Here is a 22526-nt window from a genome sequence, read left to right as displayed (position 1 = left end):
ATAACAATGTCTTATGGCTGAGGGGGTCTCGCGAGGTGCGATTGAGCATCTAAAAAATTGAGGGTTTGCTCTAATGATGGCGCATGAATTGATGTATGCTTGCCTGCCCTCGAACGAAAAATGCGCGAGAACTAGTATGAAGGAGACATTTATGAAACGTAACGTAATCCGCTTTTCCCTGATGGCTATCGGCATGGTCGGTGCGCAAGTTGTACTGGCTTCTGGCTACCACTTCGGAACCCAAAGTGCTGCGGGCCAAGGGGTTGCCAATGCAAACAGTGCAGAAGCGGCTGATGCCTCAACCATTTTCCATAACCCGGCCGGCTTGTCCAAGCTGAACGGTACCAGTGTATCTGCGGTCTTGAATGTGGTGAACCCGACCGTCTCCTACAAGGATGAAGGTTCGACCATTTCATCGCCCGCATTGGCTGCGGCTGTGCCAACTGTTTTTGGGCAAGCTAAATCCACCGGGTCCAATGAAGGTGGGAAATTTGCAGAACGCACTGCGGTACCCCACTTTTACTTTGGTCACAAAATCAATGATCAGATGAGTGTGGGTCTGGGTGCCTTTGTTCCATTTGGGTCCAAGACCACTTACAACGAGAACTGGGTTGGCCGTTACAACGTGGTTGAAACAGAAGTGAAAACATTTGCTTTTAACCCGTCGTTTGCTTATCGCATCAACCCGATGGTATCAGTTGGTGGCGGCCTGACCATGCAGTATGCGAAGGGTAAGTTGGGCCGTAAGGTGAACTATGGTGGCGTGATTGCCGGCGCATTGGTCCGGACGATGCCGGCAGCAGCATCGCAGGCAGCGACTGGGGCGGCACAGCAAGTTATTGCGGCAGGTGGTAGTGCTGCACAGGCTCAGCAAGCTGGTCGTGTTGCGGCAGCAAGCGTGCAGAGCGATATGCTAGCAAAAGCTTCCGCTGCATTCGCCAACCCTGAATACGATGGCTACATTGCGGTCAAGGGGGACGATTGGGGCTTCGGCTATAACTTTGGCGTATTGTTCGAGATCGATCCAACTACGCGCCTGGGATTGTCCTATCGCTCCAAGATTTCGCACAAGTTGAAGGGTGATGCTGATTGGACCACACCGGATTCCGTGCGTAATTACACGTACTCTCTGGGCGGGACTACATTGCCGATTGGCGCAGGTGCAGCACAAGCGATTGCGGCACCGTTCAACCCGGCGGCGGGAACGGCTGGACATGAAGATTCCCGTGTAAGCCTGGGGGTGGATACCCCCGAGTCATGGTCGCTTGGCTTCTTCAAGCAAATCAATGATACCTGGGCGGTGATGGCTGATTACACTCGTACCCGCCATTCGCGCCTGCAGGAATTGCGTATCGATTTCGAATCGACCACACCTGACAGCATTACGCCAGAGCACTGGACTGATACCAACAAATTCTCCGTTGGTACCAATGTGCGCCTGAACGATGCCTGGATGCTGCGTTTTGGTTGGCAACTGGATCGCTCTCCGGTGACGGATTCGAACCGTACGGCCAGTATCCCCGATGGCAATCGCACATGGTACTCGGTAGGTGCTAACTGGCGCTTGTCCAAGAATACGTCGATTGATATGGCTTACAGCCTGGTGCGTGTCGATGTTGGTTCCATCAACTCCACCGATAACAATGACGGCAAATGGCCGGCAGACCCTAACTGCAACTGCAGTAACGGTACGATCCGTGGTGAGTATGACGTAAAAGCAAGCATTGTCGGGTTGCAGGTTAACCATGCCTTCTAAGCAACCTGGCATGAATGAACAGGGCATCTTCTAGCCCGATGAACGTGGGCTTGGCGGTCACCATGGGGTTGACGCCAAGCCCAGATGATTAATGTCCAACCCTCGAGGAAGCTATGTCTCAGACTTCTAAATTCGTGGTACGCAAGGTGGCCGTGCTCGGCGCTGGCGTGATGGGCGCGCAGATTGCCGCACACCTCGCCAATGCCAATGTAGAGGCCGTTCTGTTCGATTTGCCAGCTAAGGAAGGTAACCCGAACGGTATCGTACTCAAAGCCATTGACAATCTGAAGAAGCTGAAGCCTTCGCCTGTCGGCCGCAAGGAAAAGGCCGATTTCATCACTCCGGCGAATTATGACCAGCACCTCGAGCTGTTGCGTGAATGTGATGTTGTGATCGAAGCCATCGCTGAACGCATGGACTGGAAGCTGGATCTGTACAAGAAGGTAGCGCCATTCCTGAACGAACATGCGATCTTCGCAACCAACACCTCCGGCCTCAGCATCAACAAACTGGCGGAAGGTTGCCCAGACAGCATGCGTTCACGCTTCTGCGGTATCCACTTCTTCAACCCGCCACGCTATATGCATCTGGTTGAGATCATTCCTTGTGTAAATACCGATGCCAGTAAGCTGGATCAGTTGGAAGAATTCCTGGTGACCACCTTGGGTAAAGGTGTGGTACGCGCCAAGGACACACCAAACTTTGTTGCAAACCGCATCGGCGTATTCTCGATGCTGGCATGCATCCACAATGCAGATAAGTTTGGTATCCGTTTTGATGTAGTTGATGATCTGACCGGCCCACGTCTGGGTCGTCCAAAATCTGCTACCTTCCGTACCGCTGATGTGGTCGGTCTGGACACTTTTGCCCACGTGGTCAAGACCATGCAGGACACCCTGCCGAATGATCCTTGGCACCTGCTGTTCAAGTCCCCGGAATGGCTGACCAAGCTGATTGAAGCTGGTGCGTTGGGTCAAAAGGCCAAGGCGGGTATCTACAAAAAAGATGGCAAGCTGAAGCTGGTTCTGGACCCGAAAGCGGGTACCTATGTTGAGTCTGGCGTCAAGGGCGACGACAGCGTCAAAGAAATCCTGAAGAACAAAGATGTAACTGCCAAGCTGAAAGCTTTGCGCGAGTCCGAGCATCCGCAGGCCCAATTCCTGTGGGCGTGCTTCCGTGACGTGTTCCATTACATTGCTTTCCATTTGGCTGACATTGCAGACAATGCGCGTGATGTTGACTTTGCGATTCGTTGGGGCTTCGGTTGGTCTGAAGGACCATTCGAAACGTGGCAAGCTGCTGGCTTGAAGCAAGTTGCAGAATGGATCAAGGAGGATATCGCAGCAGGTAAGGGTATTGCGACTGCCGCATTGCCGGCTTGGGTGTTCGAGCGTGACACGCTGCACAGCGATGCTGGCTCTTACAGCCCGACCAAAAATGCACTGGTACCGCGCTCCACATTGCCGGTTTATCAGCGTCAACTGTTCCCGGCCCGTCTGGTTGGCGAATCAGCACCGGTTTACGGTGAAACCGTATTCGAAAATGATGGCGCACGCGTCTGGACCCAAGGTGATGGCGTATTGATCATCTCCTTCAAATCCAAGGCACATGCGATCGGTCCGGATGTCGTGGCTGCTGTCAACAAGGCAATCGACCTTGCTGAAGCGGGCTATAAGGGTTTGGTGATCTGGCAAACCGAAGATCCGTTCTCGGTTGGTGCGGACTTGATGTCCATGGGCCCGGCATTCATGGCTGGCCAGTGGGAGCAAATCGACGAGATGGTGCGTCAGTTCCAGAACACCTCCATGCGTCTGCGCTACAGCCAGGTTCCGACTGTGGCTGCAACCAAGAACTATGTCTTTGGCGGTGGTTGCGAATTCGCCATGCACTGCGACAAGATCGTTGCACACTTGGAAACCTACATTGGGCTGGTGGAAGTGGGCGTTGGTCTGTTACCAGGTGGCGGCGGATGTAAGGAATTCGCACTGCGTGCGGCGCAGGAGGCCAAGGGTGATGTATTCAAGTCACTGACTGACTACTTCATGGCGATTGCCACTGCCAAGGTAGGTACGTCGGCACAGGAAGGTCAAGAGTTCGGTTACATCCGCAAGTCCGACATGGTTGTATTCAATGAGTACGAACTGTTGCACGTTGCCAAGCAGCAAGTACTGGCTATGTACGAATCGGGCTACCGTGCACCGTTGAAGGTGAAGGGATTCCCGGTTGCTGGGCGTGCAGGTGCAGCTTCGATCCGTGGTCAGTTGACCAATATGAAGGAAGGTAACTTCATCAGCGAGCACGATTATCACATCGCTGCGACCATTGCTGACGTAATGAGCGGTGGTGATGTTGAAGCGGGTACGCTGGTAGACGAACAATGGGTTCTCGACCTGGAGCGCAAGGCATTCATCAGCCTGTTGAAGCATCCGAAATCGCAAGAGCGGATCTTCTACATGCTGCAGAACAACAAGCCGCTGCGCAACTGATCATGACTGAGCTGGAAGCCGCATGGAATGCGGCTTCTCGGTGCTCGAAGCGCCGCACTGGGTGCGGACTTCGGACAGGTCGATAGAATTCATTTGGAGAATGTTGAAATGACGAAGCAAGTTCAAGAAGCTTACATCGTAGCCACGACCCGTACCCCGGTCGGCAAAGCGCCACGTGGCATGATGCGGAACGTCCGCCCGGACGACATGCTGGCCCATGTAATCAAAGGCGCGCTGGCACAAGTGCCGTCGCTGGATGTCAATCTGATCGAAGACGCGATCGTAGGTTGTGCATTCCCGGAAGCCGAGCAAGGCCTGAACATGGCGCGTATTGGCGTATTGTTGGCTGGTCTGCCGAACACGGTTGGCGGCGTGACCATCAACCGTTACTGCTCTTCCGGTATCAATGCTGTGCAAATGGCAGCTGATCGCATCCGCACAGGTGAGGCAGATGTTGTGATCGCGGCGGGTTCCGAATCGATGTCCATGGTGCCGATGATGGGTAACAAGATTTCCCTGAATCCGGAAATCTTCGCCAAGGACGAGAATGTTGCTATTGCTTATGGCATGGGTTTGACCGCTGAAAAAGTGGCACAGCAATGGAAAGTATCGCGCGAAGATCAGGACGCATTTGCGGCTGAATCCCATCGTCGTGCTATCGCAGCGATCCAAACTGGTGAATTCAAGGATGAAATCACGCCGCTGGAAGCTATCTACCGTACACCAAATCTGGCAACGGGCGAAGTCGACATCGTCAAGAAATTGCTGGATACCGATGAAGGCCCACGCGCTGATACCAGCCTGGAAGGTCTGGCCAAGCTGAAGACGGTATTCGATGCCAAGGGTTCGGTGACGGCTGGTAACTCGTCACAGATGTCGGATGGCGCCGGTGCGGTAATCTTGGTATCGGAAAAGATCCTGAAGCAGTTCAACCTGACACCGTTGGCACGTTTCGTCAGCTTTGCGGTGAAGGGTGTACCGCCTGCAATCATGGGTATCGGTCCGAAAGAGGCAATTCCAGCAGCATTGCGCTTGGCTGGCCTGACACGTGACGACATCGCATGGATGGAGCTGAACGAAGCATTTGCTGCACAAGCTATGGCGGTGATTCGTGACCTGGAGCTGGATACCAGCAAGATCAACCCGTTGGGTGGTGCTATTGCGTTGGGTCACCCGCTGGGTGCAACGGGTGCGATTCGTACCGCTACGCTGATCCATGGCATGCGTCGTCATGGTATGCAAGGCAAGTACGGCATGGTGACCATGTGTATCGGTACCGGTATGGGCGCTGCTGGTATCATCCAAGTGCTGTAAATGTATCGAAAAAATTAATCAATACGTAAATTTGATTAGGGGAAGGTGTGCGCCTTCCCCTTTTTGTTGCTAAAATTTAGAGTATTTTGTCGAAACGGTCGTTTGACCGTTTGCGTTGGCAATCAGGAGTGACTGCTAGGCTGAAGGATGAGCCAATGGACTGAAGCGTAATGATTTTCCTGATTGTTGAGTTAATGTTCTAATATTAATATATGCTGATTTTTAAGATTCAGTGAGAGGATTGGGATGGCCATCATGCACTTGAAAAAGCTGGTTGCTGCCATAGGTATCGCGTTGGCGAGCACATTCGTCCAAGGGGCTGGCGTGTCGGATGATGTTGTACGTATTGGTGTGTTGACTGATATGTCCGGGGTGTATGCTGATGTGGGTGGCAAAGGCGCGACGCTTGCTGCTCAAATGGCCGTCAAGGACTTTGGTGGCAGAGTATTGGGAAAAAAGATCGAGGTGGTCAGTGCCGATCACAAAAATGAGCTGGACGATGCAATGGCTATTGCTAAAACCTGGGATCTGCAGCGTCCACGTGTCGATATGGTCACTGAATTAATGAATTCGCAAGTGGCGATCGGAGTATCCAAATATTTCTCGGAACGTGGCGTGGTATCCATCAAAACCGGCGCTTCGACCTCTGCGTTGACCAACGATGCTTGCAGCCGGTTGGCGGTGGATTGGGTTTATGATGCTTATGCGGCCTCTCATGGCTTGATGCGTGAATTGATCAATGACGGTATCAAGAGTTTCTCGGTGATGGCAACCGATTATGGCGATAAGACTGACAAAGCGACCGCCAATGATATTTTCCTGGCCGCCATGGCCGTGCGTAAGGCAGGTGGCAAGGTCTATGCGCCATTTGTTAAAACACCCCCATCAAATGTTGATTTCACCCCATATCTTTTGAAAATGCAGGAAAGTGGGGCGCAAGGGATGGTGTTTGCCGTTGCAGGCGGTGATTTTGTCAATGCCGTTAAGCAAGCCCGCGAATTTGGCTTGTTCGGCCCGGAGCAGGAGCCGGTTGGCATGGTGGTATTTGACAGTGATATCAAAGCATTGGGGCTTGATGTCGCACAGGGCATGAAGTTCATTACCGGCTTTTATTGGGATCGAGATAACGAAACCCGTGAATTTGCCCGGCGCTTTTTTGCCCAAGCCAAGAAAATGCCAACGGCTTCACAGGCTGGGGTGTATTCGGGGGTGATGCATTATCTACGCTCCGTACAGGCTGCAGGGACCGATGAGGGAAATGCGGTGATGGATCGGATGCGAACCACCAAAGTCAATGACTTCTTCACCAAGGATGGCTATATCCGTGAAGATGGTCGCATGATGCATGATATGTATCTGGTTGAAGTCAAAAAACCGCTGGAGTCCAAAGGTGAAGCCCAGTGGGATCTCCTGAAGATCAAGCGCACATTGAAAGCCGATAACGTATTCAAGCCGTTGGCACAGAGTACCTGCCCGTTAGTCAAGAAATAAGTCCAGCAAGCTAGCCAATATTGCTGCCAGCTCAGCTCATGCTATGTATGTAACAGGCTGGTTAATGTGCGGCTGGCTTGACATGGTTCGATCAAGCGAACAATATAGCGCATGATTAGAATATAAGCTCTAGTCGAGTTGGGTTTTGAAATAGAGGGGGATGTAATGAAGAGATGGATTCTGTCGTCAGCACTGGTGGTGGCAACCCTGCCTGCTTTCGCTGCGGAGGTCGCGGGTGTCAAGCTGGATGATAAAGTTGCGGTGGCTGGCAGCGAGCTGTCGCTGAATGGGGCGGGGGTGCGCACCAAATTCGGTTTGGCCAAGGTTTATGTGGCAGGATTGTACCTGTCTGCCAAGAGCAGGGATGCCGACGCTATCATCGGCGCCAAGCAGACGCGTCGCGTGACCTTGGTTATGAAGCGTGATGTTGAGGCAGAAAAGATGCTGGATGCTTTCAAGGAAGGCATCACAGCCAATACCAGCGGCGCCGAACTGGCAGCCATTCAGCCCAAGATTGCTGAAATGGAGAAGATCTTCAAGGCTGTACGAGAAGTGCGTGAAAATGATGTGATTCATTTGGATTTCAATGCTGATGGGTCGACACGAATCACCGTGCGTAATCAGCCTAAGGATGTGATCCAGGGCATGGATTTTCAGGCAGCTATGCTGAGAATCTGGCTAGGCAAGAAGCCAGTTCAGGATGATTTAAAGAAATCGATGCTTGAAGGCTAATCCAGCCTGTTGGATAAGCAAAAGCCGTGGCCTAAGTCACGGCTTTTTAATAGGTTGCACGATGGGTGCCCAAAGTCGATTAATGCTTGGCAAGTACTGCAAATGGCGCTCGGGTGTAATCACTTGCTTGCTCAATCGAATGTTTGAGGCGAATCGTGAATGATTTTCCTTGGGCTTTTAGTTGTAGCTCTTTGCCAGTTTCAAAGTCTTGGGTCGGCATGAGTAGACATCGGGGGAGCATGCCATCATCGGCTTCAGGCAAGTAGATGGCGTTGGTGGTCATGAGGCTTTGCTCGGTCATACCCGATGCCGCAGAATGTAATTCTACAAGTACAGGTGTGTGATTGATGGTTTCGATGCCTACATAGACTTCGCCTTGGATATTCTTCTGAATACGGCGAACGATGCCAATAGCAAAACGTGCTTGTTCTTGGGGTTTCAGTCCAATTAAATCGCCCACGGCCAGATCGTCATCAAAATCTGAAGTGAAACTGGCGCCAATCCCATATTGACTGGCATTTTCCATTTGCCATTCACGCAGCTCTACGCTCAGCATATCCGGTTCGTCTTCTGAAATGACGGGTGCACTGTTTGCAATGATCTCGATACCAGTATTGCCTTTGCCATTACGACGAAGTTGCTTGAAACGTTCTGGATGACGAAGTTGTTCCAGCGTTTTCTGTAAGCCATGAATGACCTGGATATTTTTCTCTTCGCGCTGTCGCTCATGTTTGCGAGTGGCGCTGGCCCCTTCGCGTGACCATCGATTGGCGATGTTCTCCAAAAGATCCATTCCGGAAGGAAGTCGAAACGCTTCGCTCAACCCCAGGCGGGCGGGTAGTTCCCCTTGCTTCAATTGCTCGATGACCTGCTCAATGCGTTCGATCAGCAGGTCAGTACTCCAATACCGATATTTGCTGTCGACCATATTGCGGCGCAATTTACGGGCGGGTTTGGGCTCGTCCAGATTGACGGCAAACAGCTGTCGATGTGGCCGGACTTGGCTGTCCAGTGACAGTAAGTCAGTCCAGGTTTCCAGCCAGTGGGTCACCATCAGGATTTGTCCGGGAAGCAGCGAGGCGGGAACGGCCAACTCCAACATCAGTGGGCGTAGGTATTCGCGAACGCAGCTGGTTGGTAACTCACCTGGAAACAGCCGAACCTGATTCCGGGCAAACCCTTCCGCTTCGGCAAAGGTATAAAAGCGATGTAGATTGCGCCAAACCTTACCATCGACCGGCAAGTAACGAATATGATGCCATTTGGCAATCATGCCGAAGTAATATAGGCCCCGCGCAGTCACTACGGGCAGATCGGTATTAACACCGCGTGCTGGTTTTTCGGCATATTGTCGAAGGCAGGTTTTGTAGGCGTTTGCCATTTCGGTCCAGAACGCCATGATCGTTGGCAGGTAATGCTTGCCAAAGCCAGTATCTGCAATGTAGTCCTCACAAAGCGACTGTTGTAAGGGTTGTGCTTTTTCATCCAAGTAAAGAATGGTTTTGATGCGCTCTTTTAGATTCATCCTGGCATTGGTGTTGAGTGCTGCCAGTGTTTTGACAATTTCCGCCTGAGCTTGATGAATGTCGCCTTGTGGTAATTCTTGCACCCAAATGGTGGCTGACTTGAGGTTATGAACCCCATCTGCCGGTGGGCGGCGCAGTAGGGCCGAAATCAGGCCCTTGAAGTCGAACATCGCTAGCCTTTCTAGTTTCCCTGTTCCCGGTGCTACTGGTTGGTCTGCGGTAAGTAAAGCAACATTCGAACATCGGGATATTATTTTAATTATGCAATAGTAAACTAAATTAGAGCTAATATTCAATGATTTTGATGCATTAAGCATGCTTGGATTTTCACTTATCTCCTTGTCATTGCTTGATTTGCGGCGCACCAGTCATTTAACTTTTAATGAATGTTTTGATTCGAGCTCCTGCTTCGCGCATGCGCTCAATCGATGTAGTGTAGGCAAAGCGCAGATACTGGCTGGCAGCAGTACCGCCAAAGTCCAGGCCGGGTGTAATAGCAACATTAGCCGATTCGAGTAGGCGGATCGCAAACTGCTCGGCATTGTCCGTTAGGTGGCTGGCATTGGCATAGATGTAAAAAGCGCCTTGAGGTTGAGCGGGGATGTCAAACCCCAGTTCTGTCAGCATGGCCAACAAGAAATCCCGGCGCTCACGAAAGCATTGACGGCGGCTTTCCAGCAAAGCTAGCGTGGTATCACTGAATGCGGCCAGTGCTGCATATTGTGCTGGGGCGGATGGTGATAGGAATGCATTCATTGCTAGTTTCTCGATGGCTGGGATTGCATCGAGTGGCGCAATCAGCCAACCCAGCCGCCAACCTGTCATTTGGAAGTATTTGGAAAAACTATTGATGACAAAAGCGTTGGGTTGGCGGGCTAACACAGTTTGGTCTGGCTGGTCATAGATCAGGCCCTGATAGATTTCATCGACCAGCAAAGCTGCATTGTGCATTAGGCACCAATCGCCAATCTGTGCCAGTTCATCGGGATCAATCAATGTGCCAGTCGGATTGGCTGGGCTGGCAACCATAACAGCACGGGTGCGTGACGACCAGTGTTCGCGGGTCAGTGCAGCAGTCAATTGGAAACGTTGTGCTGGCCCCACTTCAACCAACCTCGGAACGCCCTCGAACATGTGAATGAAATGCCGATTACAGGGGTAGGTCGGGTTGCTTAGAATCACCTCGTCCCCGGGGCTCAGTATTGCACTGAGCGCCAATTGCAACGCACCGGATGCGCCAGGAGTGATGACAACTTGGGCAGGATCGACAACCACTTTGTAGTGATGGGCGTAAAAATGTGCAATGGCGGCACGTAGCTCAGGAATGCCTAATGCAGGGGTATAGACCGTCTTTCCCTGTAGCAAGGCTGCGATGCCGGCTTGAACGATATCTGGCGGAGTAGGGAAGTCTGGTTCGCCAATTTCCATGTGAATAATGTCATGACCTTTGGCTTCCAGCTCTTTTGCTCGCGCAAGGAGTGCCATGACACGGAAGGGTTCAATGTATTCGAGGCGGCTGGCAAGTTTGAGCTTAGGCATGATTGTGACGTGATGGCCGAGTAGATTCACCAGTATACCCATGCCAGTGTGGCGACCCAATGTGTCAGCAGCTGCGCAAGATGTTCATTATGTTCTCTCCTTGGGATTTGTTTGGTAGGGTGTTTTTCTTGAGCTTTAATAATTTCTTGTTATTTTAGTTGGTTGCTGATTTTTTCAATAAGTAATTAATATCGTATTTTTGAATGTAATCATGGATCTAATTGACTACACTGAGACAGGGTATTCGGGTAAGGGTGTAGCGTGGAAGCGACATGGTTAATTGGGGTCAGTGATCAGAGCTGGCTGGAAAGGGTGGCAGCGGTGTTGTTGCCAACCTATCGGGTTTGTTTGTTGGGCGATCCATGGTTGGCTACACACCCCGCAGGTGTAGCACTGGTGTTGTTAGGTGTGGGTGCTGTTCGGCCTGCTTGGTGCCAATCCGAGCCCTTTGGCGGATTGGTAGCTGCTTTAGAGGGTGATATGGATGTGCCGCTGGCTCTATCCATATCTGATGAGGCGCTGGCCCGGCTGATCGAAACGGCCTGCAAGGTGGCAGGTAACCGTGCCCGTTTGATGATGCTGGAGGAGGAATTGCGCGGGCAGATGCAGAGCCTGCGAGAAATTACTCAGATCGGCATATCGTTGAGCTCAGAAAAGGAACTGCCTCGCTTGTTGGATGAGATATTGAAGGAGGCGCGCAAACTGGCGGATTGTGAAGCTGGCTCGTTGTTCCTGGTTCGGAAAGATGGTCCCGTACCCATGCTGCAGTTCAAACTGTTTCACAACGAGCGATTGCCATTGCAATTGCCGGAACGGACATTCCGTATCGACAAGCAGTCGATAGCAGGCTATGCAGCGCTGACTGGCCAAATTGTCAATGTTGGCGATGTCTATGCGCTTCCGGGCTCCTTGCCCTACCACTTCGATCCAAGCTTTGACCGTACTTATGGCTATCAGACGCGGGAGCTGTTGACTATTCCGATGCGCAATCATCAGGATGAAGTGATTGGAATCGTGCAGTGTCTGAACGTCAAAGCTGTCCATCGGCAAGGCCAGCCTTTTGATACAGACACCTGTGAAATGTTACAAGCCTTGGCCAGTCAGGCAGCGGTGGCGATCGAAAACAGCCTGTTGCTCGACAATATTCGTAATCTGTTTGAGGGATTTGTTGCGGCTTCTGTGATGGCGATTGAAGCTCGTGATCCAGTAACCAGTGGTCATTCTTTCCGGGTGGCTGATTACACCTGTCAACTGGCTGATCTGCTGGCGCGATCGCCTATAGCACGTTTGCGCGATGCCGAGTTGAATCGAGCGCAATGGCGTGAATTACGCTACGCTGCATTGCTACATGATTTTGGCAAAGTGGGTGTGCGGGAGCATGTGCTGAACAAATCCAAGAAGCTTTCTCATGAGCGGATGGACTGCATCCGGTTGCGCATCTTGTGGCTTAAGGAGCGGGTGATGCGGGAATTTGCTGAACAGCATCCCCATTGCCCTCATTGTGGCCATGCGCCCGGCACATTGCTGGTCGAGCAATGCAGGGCACAGTTAATGGAGCTCGATACCTACTTGGCATTGTTGGAGCAAGCAAATGAGCCTGCCATGCTGCACCGTGACGATGCTGATCGTTTGGCACAAATTCGAACGTTTCAGCTGCCGGTAACCTTTTGGGCTCATGAAGGATTGTTGTCGGATGACGAATATACTGCATTGTCAGTAACCAGGGGCAGTTTGACATTGGATGAACGTCATGAAATCGAATCCCATGTCAGCCATACCTATACCTTTCTGGCTGCCATACCGTGGACAGGCGATCTCGCGCAGATACCGATGATTGCAGGCAGTCATCACGAAAAACTGGATGGCTCTGGCTACCCTCGGGGTTTGAAATCTGACGAGATTCCGATTCAAACACGCATGATGACCATTGCCGATATCTTTGACGCCCTTACCGCACGTGATCGGCCTTACAAGGCCGCGATGCCAATTGATCGTGCACTGGATGTCTTGAATATGGAGGTACGGGATGGCAAGCTGGATTCTGATCTTGTCAATCTGTTCATTGAGGCCCGAGTCTATGAAGGTGCCATGTCTGCGGTCGAGCAAGTGGCGTAAAATTATTCGATATCGAATAAAGTTCGTATATGCGTTTTTTGAACATTTTTATCATGGGGTGATGTAGATCATTACTAGGAGGAGTAAACGCCGAATGATGAGTATTAAATTAAGACGAATGACTGGAGGTGACATTGATTGTGCGGTGCAACACTTTGAAAATTAACCGTTTATCTGCTGGTGATAAGCGTTCGGTTGTGTTTCGGTTTTTTCGTATATTCATGCGAGATGGATTTTGCTACAGTTTAGTTACGCCATACCAGCTTGCGTGTGGCGGCAAGTCAGCAGTACTTACTACCTGTTCAGCCCGCTGACTTGATTCCAAGCTGCAAAATATGGAGATACCAACATGGGCCGCGTTGTCGAGCTGGCTAGTTATCGTAAAAAAACAGTCCAACACGAGGATTTTGGGCCGGCGTTCTATTGCACGCGTTGTGCGTGTGAGCAGTTCTACCTGCATTCATCAGGGGATGTTCGATGCGTCAGCTGTAATGCAGTTATGCGTAATATAAGCGTGATCGTCGGTCGGGTGGCCGAGGGTCAGATTTGATATTCGACGCCGCCCCTTGTTAATGGCCCGTCCTTGATGGCTTAATGTAAAATTAAACAGGTCTTCCAAGGGTAATCTCGTCTTATCTCGGCACATGAAGTTTGGATGGTGTGCCGTATCCCTCTACTTTCCAATAAATTCCAATTTGATTAAGGTGGCATGGCCATCGGTACTAAATTCGTCTGTTCCTTTCTTCATGAACATTAGTGCATGGTAACGATTGGCACCACAGGATGGTTTTCATGGTCAAGTCTAGAAATATCCTGTTTGGCCACATGATAGGGAGTCATCTAATCGCCCGAGGCTCGGCAAATAAGCAAATGAAAAAAGAAAGGGCAACCCCAAACGGGTTGCCCTTGGGTGTCATACTGCAGAAAATCATTCTACCAGTCGGCGCGCTTCTGCGACTTGATTGCGGTAAGCATCAAAGATATAGCGTAGAGCTTCTTTCATGCTGAACTGGGGCTTCCAGTCCAGGTCTTGCATGGTGTTGTCGATTTTTGGGACACGGTTTTGGACGTCTTGATAGCCCTTGCCGTAATAGTCACCAGAACTAACTTCCACTAGATTCACGTTCAGTGCGCTGTCACGATACTCCGGATAGGTTAGTGCCAGTTCCAGCATCATTTCAGCAAGTTCGCGTACTGAGAAGTTGTTGCTGGGGTTGCCGATATTATAGATTTTGCCAGAGGCGCGACCGTCCTTGTTTTCAATGATCTTCATCAGCGCGTTGATGCCATCGTTGATGTAGGTGAAAGCACGTTTTTGTTCGCCGCCATCGACCAGCTTGATGTCTTCTCCGCGAACGATATGGCCCAGAAACTGGGTGATCACGCGGGAGCTGCCTTCTTTCTGGGTGTGGATGCTGTCTAAGCCAGCGCCGATCCAGTTGAACGGGCGAAACAGGGTGAAGTCGAGCTCATTGCGCGAGCCGTAGGCGTAGATAACACGATCCATCAGTTGCTTGGAGCAGGCGTAGATCCAGCGTTGCTTTTCGATCGGGCCGTAGACCAATTCGGATTCATAGGGGTCGAACTGGCTGTCATGGCACATACCGTACACTTCCGAGGTGGATGGGAACAGGATACGTTTGTGGTATTTGACACACTGGCGAACAATGGGTAGGTTGGCTTCGAAGTCCAGTTCGAAGACGCGTAGCGGGTCTTTCACATAGGTAGCCGGAGTGGCAATGGCGACCAGTGGCAATACGACATCACATTTCTTGACGTGATATTCGATCCATTCCTTGTTGATTGTGATGTCACCTTCAAAGAAGTGGAAGCGTGGGTTGCCCAGCAGATCCGTAATCCGATCGGTGTTCATGTCCATGCCGTACACCTCCCAGTTGGTGGTATCGATGATACGCTTGGACAGGTGGTGGCCAATAAAGCCATTCACGCCGAGAATCAGGATTTTCTTCATGATGTGGTCCTAAATAAGTTCAGGCAAGCGTTTGCGGCGTGTGGCCGAAGCGTTGCATAAAGCCGGCCGCATCCAGGGGAGTGCCAGCGAGTTCCAATTCGACGATGCGGAGAATACTGCCATCGCCACAATTCGCAAAGAGCTTGTTGTCTTGCATATATAAGGTGGGCATTGCTGTGGTAACGAGATGTTGGCTGACTACCAGGGTGCGTAAAATGCGGGCGGGTTGGCCGGCAATGCAGGTATGTGCACCAGGGTAGGGTGGGGCGACAGCCCGCACCAGATTGTGTATGACGATGGCTGGCTGAGCCCAGTCGATGCGGCCATCTTCAGCCTTGCGACCGCCAAAGTAGCCCCCCTGCGACAAATCTTGCGGAAAGCGTTGCGCGGTACCTGCCAGCAGAGCTGGCAGGCAGCGATACAGTGTTAATTCCGCTGCTGTGGTAACTTTCTCAAATACCTGTTGAGCGGTGTCATTGGGCAGAATGGGAACAGATTGTTGGTCGATAATTGCGCCATTGTCCGGCTTTTCGTTCATCACATGCAGGGTCGCGCCGGTTTCGATTTCGCCATGAATAATGGCCCAATTTACTGGTACGCGACCGCGATACTTTGGTAGTAATGAGCCATGCATGTTGTAGGCCCCGCGAGGTGCAACGGTCAATAAAGGGGCTTTCAGCATATGGCGATAGTAGAATGAGAATAGCCAGTCGGGTTGGGCTGCCTTAATTTGGTGGAGTACATCATCTGTGTTGGGGTCTGTCGGTTTGATGACCGGGATGTCGTGCAGGGAGGCCAGTTGGGCGACACTGTCAAACCAGATGGCTTCATTAGGATTGTCTTCATGTGTGACGACCAGGCTAATCTCAACGCCATGGGCCAGCAAGACTTCCAGGCAACGCACACCCACATTGTGATAGGCGAAGACTACAGCACGCGCCATCAGGCATCCTCCTGCTTTTGTTCCAACACCGCCTGTACGATGTAGCGTGGCCGGTTGCGTACTTCATGATAGATGCGGCCAATATATTCGCCCAATAGTCCGATACCAAACAAAGTAATGCCGATCAGGAAAAAGGCCACGCCAAACAGGGTGAATAACCCACCCTCTTCAGGGCCGACAATGACCCGACGGGCAGCCAATACAACAACGAGCAGGCCTGCAATAAAGGAGATGGCCATCCCTAGCATTGAGAACATCTGTAACGGTACAATTGAAAAACCGGTCATCAAGTCAAAATTAAGCCGGATCAAGCTGTATAGCGAATATTTCGATTCGCCTGCAACCCGTTCGTCATGGCCGACGATCACTTCGGTAGGCTTGCTGGCAAAGGTGTAGGCCAGTGCGGGGATGAAGGTATTCATCTCGCTGCATTGGTTGATGGCATCAATGATGTTGCGATGGTAGGCACGCAGCATGCAACCTTGGTCGGTCATTTTGATACGGGTGATTCGCTCGCGCAGCCGGTTCATGGCACGGGATGCAATATGCCGCCAAGTGCTGTCGTTACGCTGGCGGCGTATCGAGCCGACATAGTCGTAGCCTTCATCCATTTTAGTAAGCAGCGTGGCAATGTCTTCGGGTGGGTTTTGCAAGTCGGCATCCAGGGTTACCACATAATCACCGCGTGAATGTGCAAAACCGGCCAGGATGGCACGGTGCTGTCCAAAATTTCCATTGAACAAAATGACACGGGTAACATCTGGGCGCCGTTGGAACTGCTCACGTAATATCGCTGGCGAGCGGTCTTTGCTGCCATCGTTGATGAAAATTAGTTCATAGCTGCGACTCAGTGCATCCAATGCTGGGTAGAGACGGTCGAACAGGGCTTGCAGTCCGGCTTCCTCGTTATAGACTGGTACGATGACAGTAACTTGCGGCGTCATATGGTTGTTGGTTTCGCCTGTATTGAAAGTTAACACAACAGGAATGGCGATCCCATTGTCCGCGCAACCCCAGGAATGATGAGGCAAATCAGCATCGTGTGGCTGATTGACATGCGACAGGGCAATCCGTCTCAACAGTGCTTTGCCACTGTTGGTCCACAGACGGGTAGGGATGCATCCTGGCCTACTTTGATGCTATCGGTTCAAGTTTCGGCTGCTGACCAGGTACTTGAAGTGCGTTTAACATTACTTAGTGCAGATTGGCTGACACGATCTCATGCACTGCCTCGCACACGCGTTCCACATTGGTAATTTCCATCAATGGAAACAGCGGTAGCGTGATGGTTTCACGGCCCACTTGTTCTGCGTGGGGGAAGTCCCCCTCTTGCCAGCCTAGCTGGCGGTAAAGTGTGAACAGGTGCATGGCCGGGTAATGTACACCTACACCAATTCCTTTGGTATGCATTGCCTGAATGAAATCACCACGATTGATGGTCAGGCGATTCAGTGGCAGGGTAATCTGGAACATATGCCAATTGCTGTGCTCGAAATCAGCCAGTGGCAAACCCAGGCCAAGCGAAGTGTCCAGCTTGTCAAAGTAATGCTGTGCCAATTGTTTGCGTTTGCTGGTGAATGCATCGATATGCTTGAGTTGATTCAGGCCTATGACGGCTGCGATATCAGTCAGGTTGTATTTTCCTCCGGCAAGATCAACGTCCATATTGCCGTCAGGAAAGCGCACCACGCCTTGCAGACGCAATTTTTCGAACAGCGGAATTTGTGCTTCGTCGTTCAGTACCAGACAACCCCCTTCTGAAGTGGTCAGATTTTTGTTGGCGTGAAAGCTGATGGATATCAGATCGCCAAAGCTGCCAACACGTCGCCCACCCCAAGTGGCTCCCATGGACTGGGCGGCATCTTCGATCACCCGTAAATTGTGTCGGTGGGCGATGTCATACAACTTGTCCCGATCAACCGGCAGCCCAGCCAAGTCGACAGGCATGATGGCTTTGGTTGCTGGTGTAATGGCGGGTTCAACCAAATTCAGATCAATGTTGCGGGTGATCGGGTCGATATCGACAAACACTGGTTTTGCACCGGTGTTAAGGATGACATTGCCGGTAGCAACCCAGGAGAGCGGTGTGGTGATCACTTCATCGCCAGGTTGCAGATCAATCAGCCGTAATGCGACTTCCATGCCGCCAGTGGCGGAATTCAGCACTCGTACCGGACGGCCGCCAAAGTACTCGCTCAGCGCCGCTTCAAATGCTTTGACTTTGGGTCCGCTGGTGATCCAGCCAGAACGTAGCACATCACCGACATCTGCAATGGTTGCTTCGTCAATTGTGGGGCGGGTAAAGGGAAGAAAATCCATTAGCTTCTCGCTACAAGGCAAACGCCAACAATAATGACACCGATGCCCACCAGGCGCATCGCCGAGACGGCTTCGCCAAACAACCACCAGGCTGCCAGCGCATTGACCACATAGCCGATTGACAGCATCGGGTAAGCAATGCTGACTTCGACTCGAGACAGGGCCAAAATCCATACCACTACACTGATGGCATAGCAGGACAGGCCACCGAATATATAAGGATTGGTTGCCAGTTTCCAGCCAATTGGCAGGATGTTGGACGGTTGAAATTCAAAGTGACCAATTGTGTTGGCACCAGCCTTCAGCAATAGCTGAGCAATGGCATTCAGCAAAACACCAGTCAAAATCAGGGAAAATTCAGTTAGTTTCATGGTTTGGTAATAATGACTCGACGAGTATCGCGCGCTAATACACGCATGGGAATCAGGCTACTGCTGGCATAGTGCTCATAGTGGCCTGGGGTCATCAGTGCATAAGCGACGGGTAATTGTTGCCAGATTCGTTGAAATTCAGCTTCCGTCCGGATGGCTTTGTCAGGCTCGTGGGTTTGGCCAAGTTCCAGTTCGTCAGCATAGTTCACCATGGTTAACGTCCGCTTCAGGTAAAACGGTAACGTTTGGTCATAGGTGTTGACGGCGAAGAAGGGTGCATTCGGTTGCAGCTTGTCCTTGATCTGCTCAACCAGATGATATGACGAATTGGACGGGGCTAAGCTATTGTGGCCGCTGAGAAACAGTGAGCTAGCCAGTACGCCACCTAGTGCAATTGCCATCAGTGTGTGGTCAATCCGTTGCCGGTGCGCGGACCACCAAGCCAGCGCAAAACAAATAGTGGCGAACCAGGCGCCTACTTGAATCCATATTGCATATTGTTCGATCAGTGCGCGTGGGGTTTCGTTGCTGTCATAACGCAAAAAGCTTGGCACGATCATCAGCACCGCGCTCAGTGTCAACCAGATCACCAGCAGGATTAACGCATGTTTCTTCAGTGATTCCGCAGTCTGTTTGGCCAAATGATCGCCAATCAACAAGGCCAGTGCTGGGAACATTGGCAGGATGTAAGCCGGGAGCTTTGATTTGGAAATACTGAAAAAGACGAAGATGAATGCACACCAAATCAAAAGCAGCCATTTGGGCTGAAACACCTGGCTTACTACACGCAAGCGTGCTTGCCAAGTACTGCCGATCAGCCAGCCAAGCCATGGAGTGAGGCCCAACAACAGGATTGGAGCGAAATACCAGATTGCGCCATCGCGTCGCGCACCATCTGTTGCAAAGCGCTGAAAGTGTTCATGAATGAAGAAGAATTGTAGGAATTCCGGATTGCGATGTGACACCAACACAAACCAAGGCACAACGACAGCAGCAAATAATACGAACCCGGCCAGCCAATGCATTCGAGCTAGTAATGCCCACTGTCGAGTCATCAATATGTACAGGATCAGTGCCATGCCTGGGATAACGGGTCCGATCAACCCCTTGGATAGCATCGCACCACCCATGGCCAGCCAGACGACATACATCCAGTTACGGCGATTTTGTGGAGAGGCCTGATCACGTTGCGCCAGCATGAAGCCGACCAGTGCCAGTTCCAGGAATAGGGATACACCCATGTCAAGTGTGCTGATATGGCCCAAGGCCAAGTAGTAGAAGCTACTGCCCAATACCAGTCCGGCAATCAGGCCGCTACGTCGGCCAAATAGCTGCCAGCCAGCAAATACAGCCAGCAGTACCCCCAGAAAGCCTGTCAATGCAGTCCACAATCGAGCAGTCCATTCGCGCTCGCCAAAGGCTTTGAATGCGGCAGCAGTCGCCCAGTATTGCATAGGAGGTTTTTCGAAATACTTCAGGCCGTTCAGTCGTGGGGTAATCCAGTCATTGGTCACCGCCATTTCTCGTGAAATCTCGGCATATCGCCCTTCATCGGGCTTGACCAATTTGCGGTAATCCAGCTGGCCAAACCAAATTACGGCAAAAATCAATAGCAGCACTGCCAGGATACGCTTTGATGAGAAATCAGACACGGGATATACAATATTCAGTGGAAAAGGCGGCATTCTACCACTATCGTCTTATCGTCCGCTTGTTTTGGCCGATACATGCAGATGTGAGCTTGGCGCTTTCCTGAGTCAGACGGGTATGGCAAATTTCAGCTTGAACGTAATTGAATTGCCACACTACGCTACAGATAAAATTGATTCGGGGCCGAGTTGGGTAATTAGTTACTGCCGCGCAACAGTACGATTAATGCACCAGAATCGCCATCCACTTTACGGGCTTGGCAAAACGCCAGCACTTCATCACGTTGTGTCAGCCAGCCTGGTACTTTGGCTCGCAGTACAGATTCCCGATTTTTGGATCCCAGCCCTTTGCCGTGGATGATGCGCACGCAACGCTTGTTGTCACGCTTGCATAGGTAAAGAAACTGGGCGATTTCAAAGCGAGCCTCATCCACTGTCAGGCCGTGCAGATCAATTTGCGCTTCCACTACCCAGTGCCCACGTCGTAGTTTCTTCAGTGTATCGCGCCGCATGCCTTGTCGCACATAGGCGGGTTCGTTGCCAGTTTCCGGTCCGAACTCCCACTCGCTCCAGTCGCTCATGGAATCGACCAGTGCCTGCTGTTCGTCAAGCTCATGTTGTCGCGCAACGGGCCAGGGTTTGGGCGGATTTAATGCCACGCGCGGTTGATGGCGAAGTGGCATGACATCCTTCATGGCAGCATTGAATACTTGCTTGTCCAGCTCGTCAGCGGGAATAGGCGCGGGTTTGACGGTGGGGATGGATTGCTGCACGAGGCGCTTGCGGAGTGCCTTGAGTCGGGAGAGTGCGTCGTCGTCCATGAGAAAAACCAACAAGCTGCAAAAAAATTGAAAACGGCATGCAGGCCGGTTGGGCGCGCATGCCGAATTTCACGATATCACAGCTGACGGCGACGGCGATACCGGTCGCGTATGTTGCAACTGCAATCGGTGGCAGGATTATTTGTTCAGTGAAGCCAAATATTTATCCGCATCCAGTGCAGCTTGGCAGCCTGATGCTGCGCTGGTAACTGCTTGGCGGTAAATGTGGTCCTGTACGTCACCTGCAGCAAAGACACCTGGGATACTGGTTGCGGTGGCATTACCGTTGCGGCCACCCTTGGTGATGATGTAGCCATTTTCCATCTCCAGCTGACCGGCGAAGATATCGGTGTTCGGCTTGTGGCCAATGGCGATGAAGCAACCCATCAGTTCCAGATCCTTGGTGGCGCTATCGCTGGTGGATTTAATACGGACGCCAGTCACGCCGGTATTGTCACCCAATACTTCGTCCAGCGTGTGATTCAGTTCCAGTGTGATTTTGCCGGCGGCGACTTTTTCCATCAGGTGGTCGACCAAAATCTTCTCGGCGCGGAAGCTGTCACGACGGTGAACCAGCGTAACATGGCTGGCAATATTGGCCAGATACAAAGCTTCCTCAACTGCGGTATTGCCGCCACCAACCACGCATACCTTTTGGTTGCGATAAAAGAACCCATCGCAGGTTGCGCAGCCGGATACCCCCTTGCCCATGAAGGCTTGTTCGGATTCCAGCCCCAGGTACTGGGCAGACGCACCAGTGGAAATGATCAGTGCATCGCACGTGTATTCGCCACTGTCGCCAATCAGTCGGATCGGTTTTTCATTCAGCTTGGCGGTATGGATGTGGTCAAAGATCATTTCGGTGCCAAAACGCTCGGCATGTTGCTGAAAACGCTGCATCAGCTCCGGGCCTTGTACGCCGGTGGCATCGGCGGGCCAATTGTCAACATCGGTCGTGGTCATGAGCTGACCGCCTTGCGCCAAGCCGGTGACCAGAACCGGCTTGAGGTTGGCGCGCGCGGCGTAGACGGCGGCGGTGTAACCAGCCGGGCCGGAACCCAGGATCAGTAAGCTGGAGTGTTTGGCAGTCATGATGAACGGTTTCCTTGGTCTTTAATCGAGGTGATTCATTTTACCAACAACCAAGACGTAGCCTAGTCTTTGTTGCATTTTATTTTGTTGATGTTATTGATAGTCGTTAACTATTCATCGGCGATCTTAATCGTAATGGAGTCATTCTGGATATGCGTTTGGAGTTCATATTTTTTATGAAAGCCTTGTGAGTTATGTGCATTCACTTTGCATGGGTATTTTACTGTGTTGTTATTATTCATGGATTTACATGGAAAATGCTGTGGTATCATCACGCGCACCTTCTAAGAGCCTGTTCAAAGTCTTTGTGATTGGTTGAATGTGAGACACTTGGGAGATGAGAAAAAGCTACCCGAGCGACATTAGTCGTGCCCAATTTGAAGTGATCCGGCCATTACTG

The 22526-nt window shown here is 51.5% G+C and carries 16 protein-coding genes; 6 read left to right on the top strand and 10 right to left on the bottom strand.

Annotated features, from left to right (window positions below):
• Positions 1 to 151: 151 nt before the first annotated feature.
• The 5 genes from FFS57_RS18265 to FFS57_RS18245 all read left to right on the top strand — a co-directional run bounded on the left by FFS57_RS18265 (position 152) and on the right by FFS57_RS18245 (position 7779).
• Positions 152 to 1756 carry an OmpP1/FadL family transporter gene (locus tag FFS57_RS18265; protein ID WP_171014051.1) on the top strand — a complete coding sequence of 535 codons (1605 nt, stop codon included), beginning with the start codon at positions 152 to 154 and terminating at the stop codon, positions 1754 to 1756.
• Positions 1757 to 1869: 113 nt separating this feature from the next.
• The gene (locus FFS57_RS18260; RefSeq protein ID WP_137939256.1) at positions 1870 to 4242 is read left to right on the top strand and encodes a 3-hydroxyacyl-CoA dehydrogenase/enoyl-CoA hydratase family protein; all 2373 of its coding nucleotides are present in this window, start codon (positions 1870 to 1872) and stop codon (positions 4240 to 4242) included.
• A gap of 108 nt (positions 4243 to 4350) precedes the next feature.
• Entirely contained in the window at positions 4351 to 5556 is a 1206-nt protein-coding gene (locus FFS57_RS18255) for an acetyl-CoA C-acyltransferase (RefSeq protein ID WP_137939255.1), read from the top strand.
• A 255-nt stretch (positions 5557 to 5811) separates the two neighbouring features.
• Positions 5812 to 7047, top strand: a complete 1236-nt coding sequence (locus tag FFS57_RS18250; protein ID WP_171014050.1) for an ABC transporter substrate-binding protein — start codon at positions 5812 to 5814, stop codon at positions 7045 to 7047.
• Between the two features lie 165 nt (positions 7048 to 7212).
• On the top strand, positions 7213 to 7779 hold the full coding sequence (locus FFS57_RS18245; protein ID WP_137939253.1) for a chalcone isomerase family protein: 567 nt from the start codon (positions 7213 to 7215) through the stop codon (positions 7777 to 7779).
• Positions 7780 to 7858: 79 nt separating this feature from the next.
• On the opposite strand, the gene FFS57_RS18240 is transcribed toward FFS57_RS18245, so the two are convergent.
• Both FFS57_RS18240 and FFS57_RS18235 read right to left on the bottom strand, forming a co-directional pair.
• On the bottom strand, positions 7859 to 9475 hold the full coding sequence (locus FFS57_RS18240) for a cyclic-di-GMP receptor FimW-related protein (RefSeq protein ID WP_137939252.1): 1617 nt from the start codon (positions 9473 to 9475) through the stop codon (positions 7859 to 7861).
• A 202-nt stretch (positions 9476 to 9677) separates the two neighbouring features.
• On the bottom strand, positions 9678 to 10844 hold the full coding sequence (locus FFS57_RS18235; protein WP_137939251.1) for a pyridoxal phosphate-dependent aminotransferase: 1167 nt from the start codon (positions 10842 to 10844) through the stop codon (positions 9678 to 9680).
• Between the two features lie 261 nt (positions 10845 to 11105).
• Between FFS57_RS18235 and FFS57_RS25290 the strand changes: the two genes are divergently transcribed.
• A complete protein-coding gene (locus FFS57_RS25290; protein WP_137939250.1) occupies positions 11106 to 12959 on the top strand; it encodes an HD domain-containing phosphohydrolase in 1854 nt (617 codons plus the stop codon).
• Positions 12960 to 13887: 928 nt separating this feature from the next.
• On the opposite strand, the gene FFS57_RS18225 is transcribed toward FFS57_RS25290, so the two are convergent.
• The 8 genes from FFS57_RS18225 to trxB form a co-directional block, all read right to left on the bottom strand.
• Positions 13888 to 14931 carry a bifunctional UDP-4-keto-pentose/UDP-xylose synthase gene (locus tag FFS57_RS18225; RefSeq protein WP_137939249.1) on the bottom strand — a complete coding sequence of 348 codons (1044 nt, stop codon included), beginning with the start codon at positions 14929 to 14931 and terminating at the stop codon, positions 13888 to 13890.
• A gap of 19 nt (positions 14932 to 14950) precedes the next feature.
• Positions 14951 to 15874 (bottom strand): formyltransferase, encoded by a 924-nt coding sequence (locus tag FFS57_RS18220; protein WP_502705927.1) that lies wholly within the window; start codon positions 15872 to 15874, stop codon positions 14951 to 14953.
• Positions 15874 to 16818 (bottom strand): glycosyltransferase, encoded by a 945-nt coding sequence (locus FFS57_RS18215; RefSeq protein ID WP_137939247.1) that lies wholly within the window; start codon positions 16816 to 16818, stop codon positions 15874 to 15876. The genes FFS57_RS18220 and FFS57_RS18215 overlap by 1 nt, the downstream gene beginning before the upstream one ends.
• Positions 16819 to 17068: 250 nt before the next feature.
• Complete coding sequence (locus FFS57_RS18210; protein WP_137939246.1) at positions 17069 to 18193, bottom strand: DegT/DnrJ/EryC1/StrS family aminotransferase; 1125 nt, start codon at positions 18191 to 18193, stop codon at positions 17069 to 17071.
• The gene (locus FFS57_RS18205; RefSeq protein ID WP_137939245.1) at positions 18193 to 18564 is read right to left on the bottom strand and encodes an SMR family transporter; all 372 of its coding nucleotides are present in this window, start codon (positions 18562 to 18564) and stop codon (positions 18193 to 18195) included. Before FFS57_RS18205 ends, FFS57_RS18210 begins: the two co-directional genes overlap by 1 nt.
• Positions 18561 to 20216, bottom strand: coding sequence for a phospholipid carrier-dependent glycosyltransferase (locus tag FFS57_RS18200; protein ID WP_171014049.1), 1656 nt, complete (start codon positions 20214 to 20216; stop codon positions 18561 to 18563). Before FFS57_RS18200 ends, FFS57_RS18205 begins: the two co-directional genes overlap by 4 nt.
• A 194-nt stretch (positions 20217 to 20410) precedes the next feature.
• A complete protein-coding gene (locus FFS57_RS18195) occupies positions 20411 to 21034 on the bottom strand; it encodes a Smr/MutS family protein (protein WP_137939243.1) in 624 nt (207 codons plus the stop codon).
• 138 nt (positions 21035 to 21172) lie between these two features.
• A complete protein-coding gene (gene trxB, locus FFS57_RS18190) occupies positions 21173 to 22126 on the bottom strand; it encodes a thioredoxin-disulfide reductase (RefSeq protein ID WP_137939242.1) in 954 nt (317 codons plus the stop codon).
• Positions 22127 to 22526: the final 400 nt, after the last annotated feature.

Source organism: Chitinivorax sp. B (assembly GCF_005503445.1).
Classification (GTDB): Bacteria; Pseudomonadota; Gammaproteobacteria; order Burkholderiales; family SCOH01; genus Chitinivorax.
The sequence above is the reverse complement of the archived record's forward strand: the minus strand, read 5'-3'. Positions and strand labels throughout refer to the sequence as shown.

Coding starts and splice junctions, on each gene's coding strand:
- FFS57_RS18260 (WP_137939256.1), top strand. CDS start 1,870: ATGTCTCAGACTTCTAAATTCGTGGTACGCAAGGTGGCCGTGCTCGGC.
- trxB (WP_137939242.1), bottom strand. CDS start 22,126: ATGACTGCCAAACACTCCAGCTTACTGATCCTGGGTTCCGGCCCGGCT.
- FFS57_RS18245 (WP_137939253.1), top strand. CDS start 7,213: ATGAAGAGATGGATTCTGTCGTCAGCACTGGTGGTGGCAACCCTGCCT.
- FFS57_RS18265 (WP_171014051.1), top strand. CDS start 152: ATGAAACGTAACGTAATCCGCTTTTCCCTGATGGCTATCGGCATGGTC.
- FFS57_RS18250 (WP_171014050.1), top strand. CDS start 5,812: ATGCACTTGAAAAAGCTGGTTGCTGCCATAGGTATCGCGTTGGCGAGC.
- FFS57_RS18225 (WP_137939249.1), bottom strand. CDS start 14,931: ATGAAGAAAATCCTGATTCTCGGCGTGAATGGCTTTATTGGCCACCAC.
- FFS57_RS18205 (WP_137939245.1), bottom strand. CDS start 18,564: ATGAAACTAACTGAATTTTCCCTGATTTTGACTGGTGTTTTGCTGAAT.
- FFS57_RS18220 (WP_502705927.1), bottom strand. CDS start 15,874: ATGGCGCGTGCTGTAGTCTTCGCCTATCACAATGTGGGTGTGCGTTGC.
- FFS57_RS18195 (WP_137939243.1), bottom strand. CDS start 21,034: ATGGACGACGACGCACTCTCCCGACTCAAGGCACTCCGCAAGCGCCTC.
- FFS57_RS18255 (WP_137939255.1), top strand. CDS start 4,351: ATGACGAAGCAAGTTCAAGAAGCTTACATCGTAGCCACGACCCGTACC.
- FFS57_RS18215 (WP_137939247.1), bottom strand. CDS start 16,818: ATGACGCCGCAAGTTACTGTCATCGTACCAGTCTATAACGAGGAAGCC.
- FFS57_RS18240 (WP_137939252.1), bottom strand. CDS start 9,475: ATGTTCGACTTCAAGGGCCTGATTTCGGCCCTACTGCGCCGCCCACCG.
- FFS57_RS18210 (WP_137939246.1), bottom strand. CDS start 18,193: ATGGATTTTCTTCCCTTTACCCGCCCCACAATTGACGAAGCAACCATT.
- FFS57_RS18235 (WP_137939251.1), bottom strand. CDS start 10,844: ATGCCTAAGCTCAAACTTGCCAGCCGCCTCGAATACATTGAACCCTTC.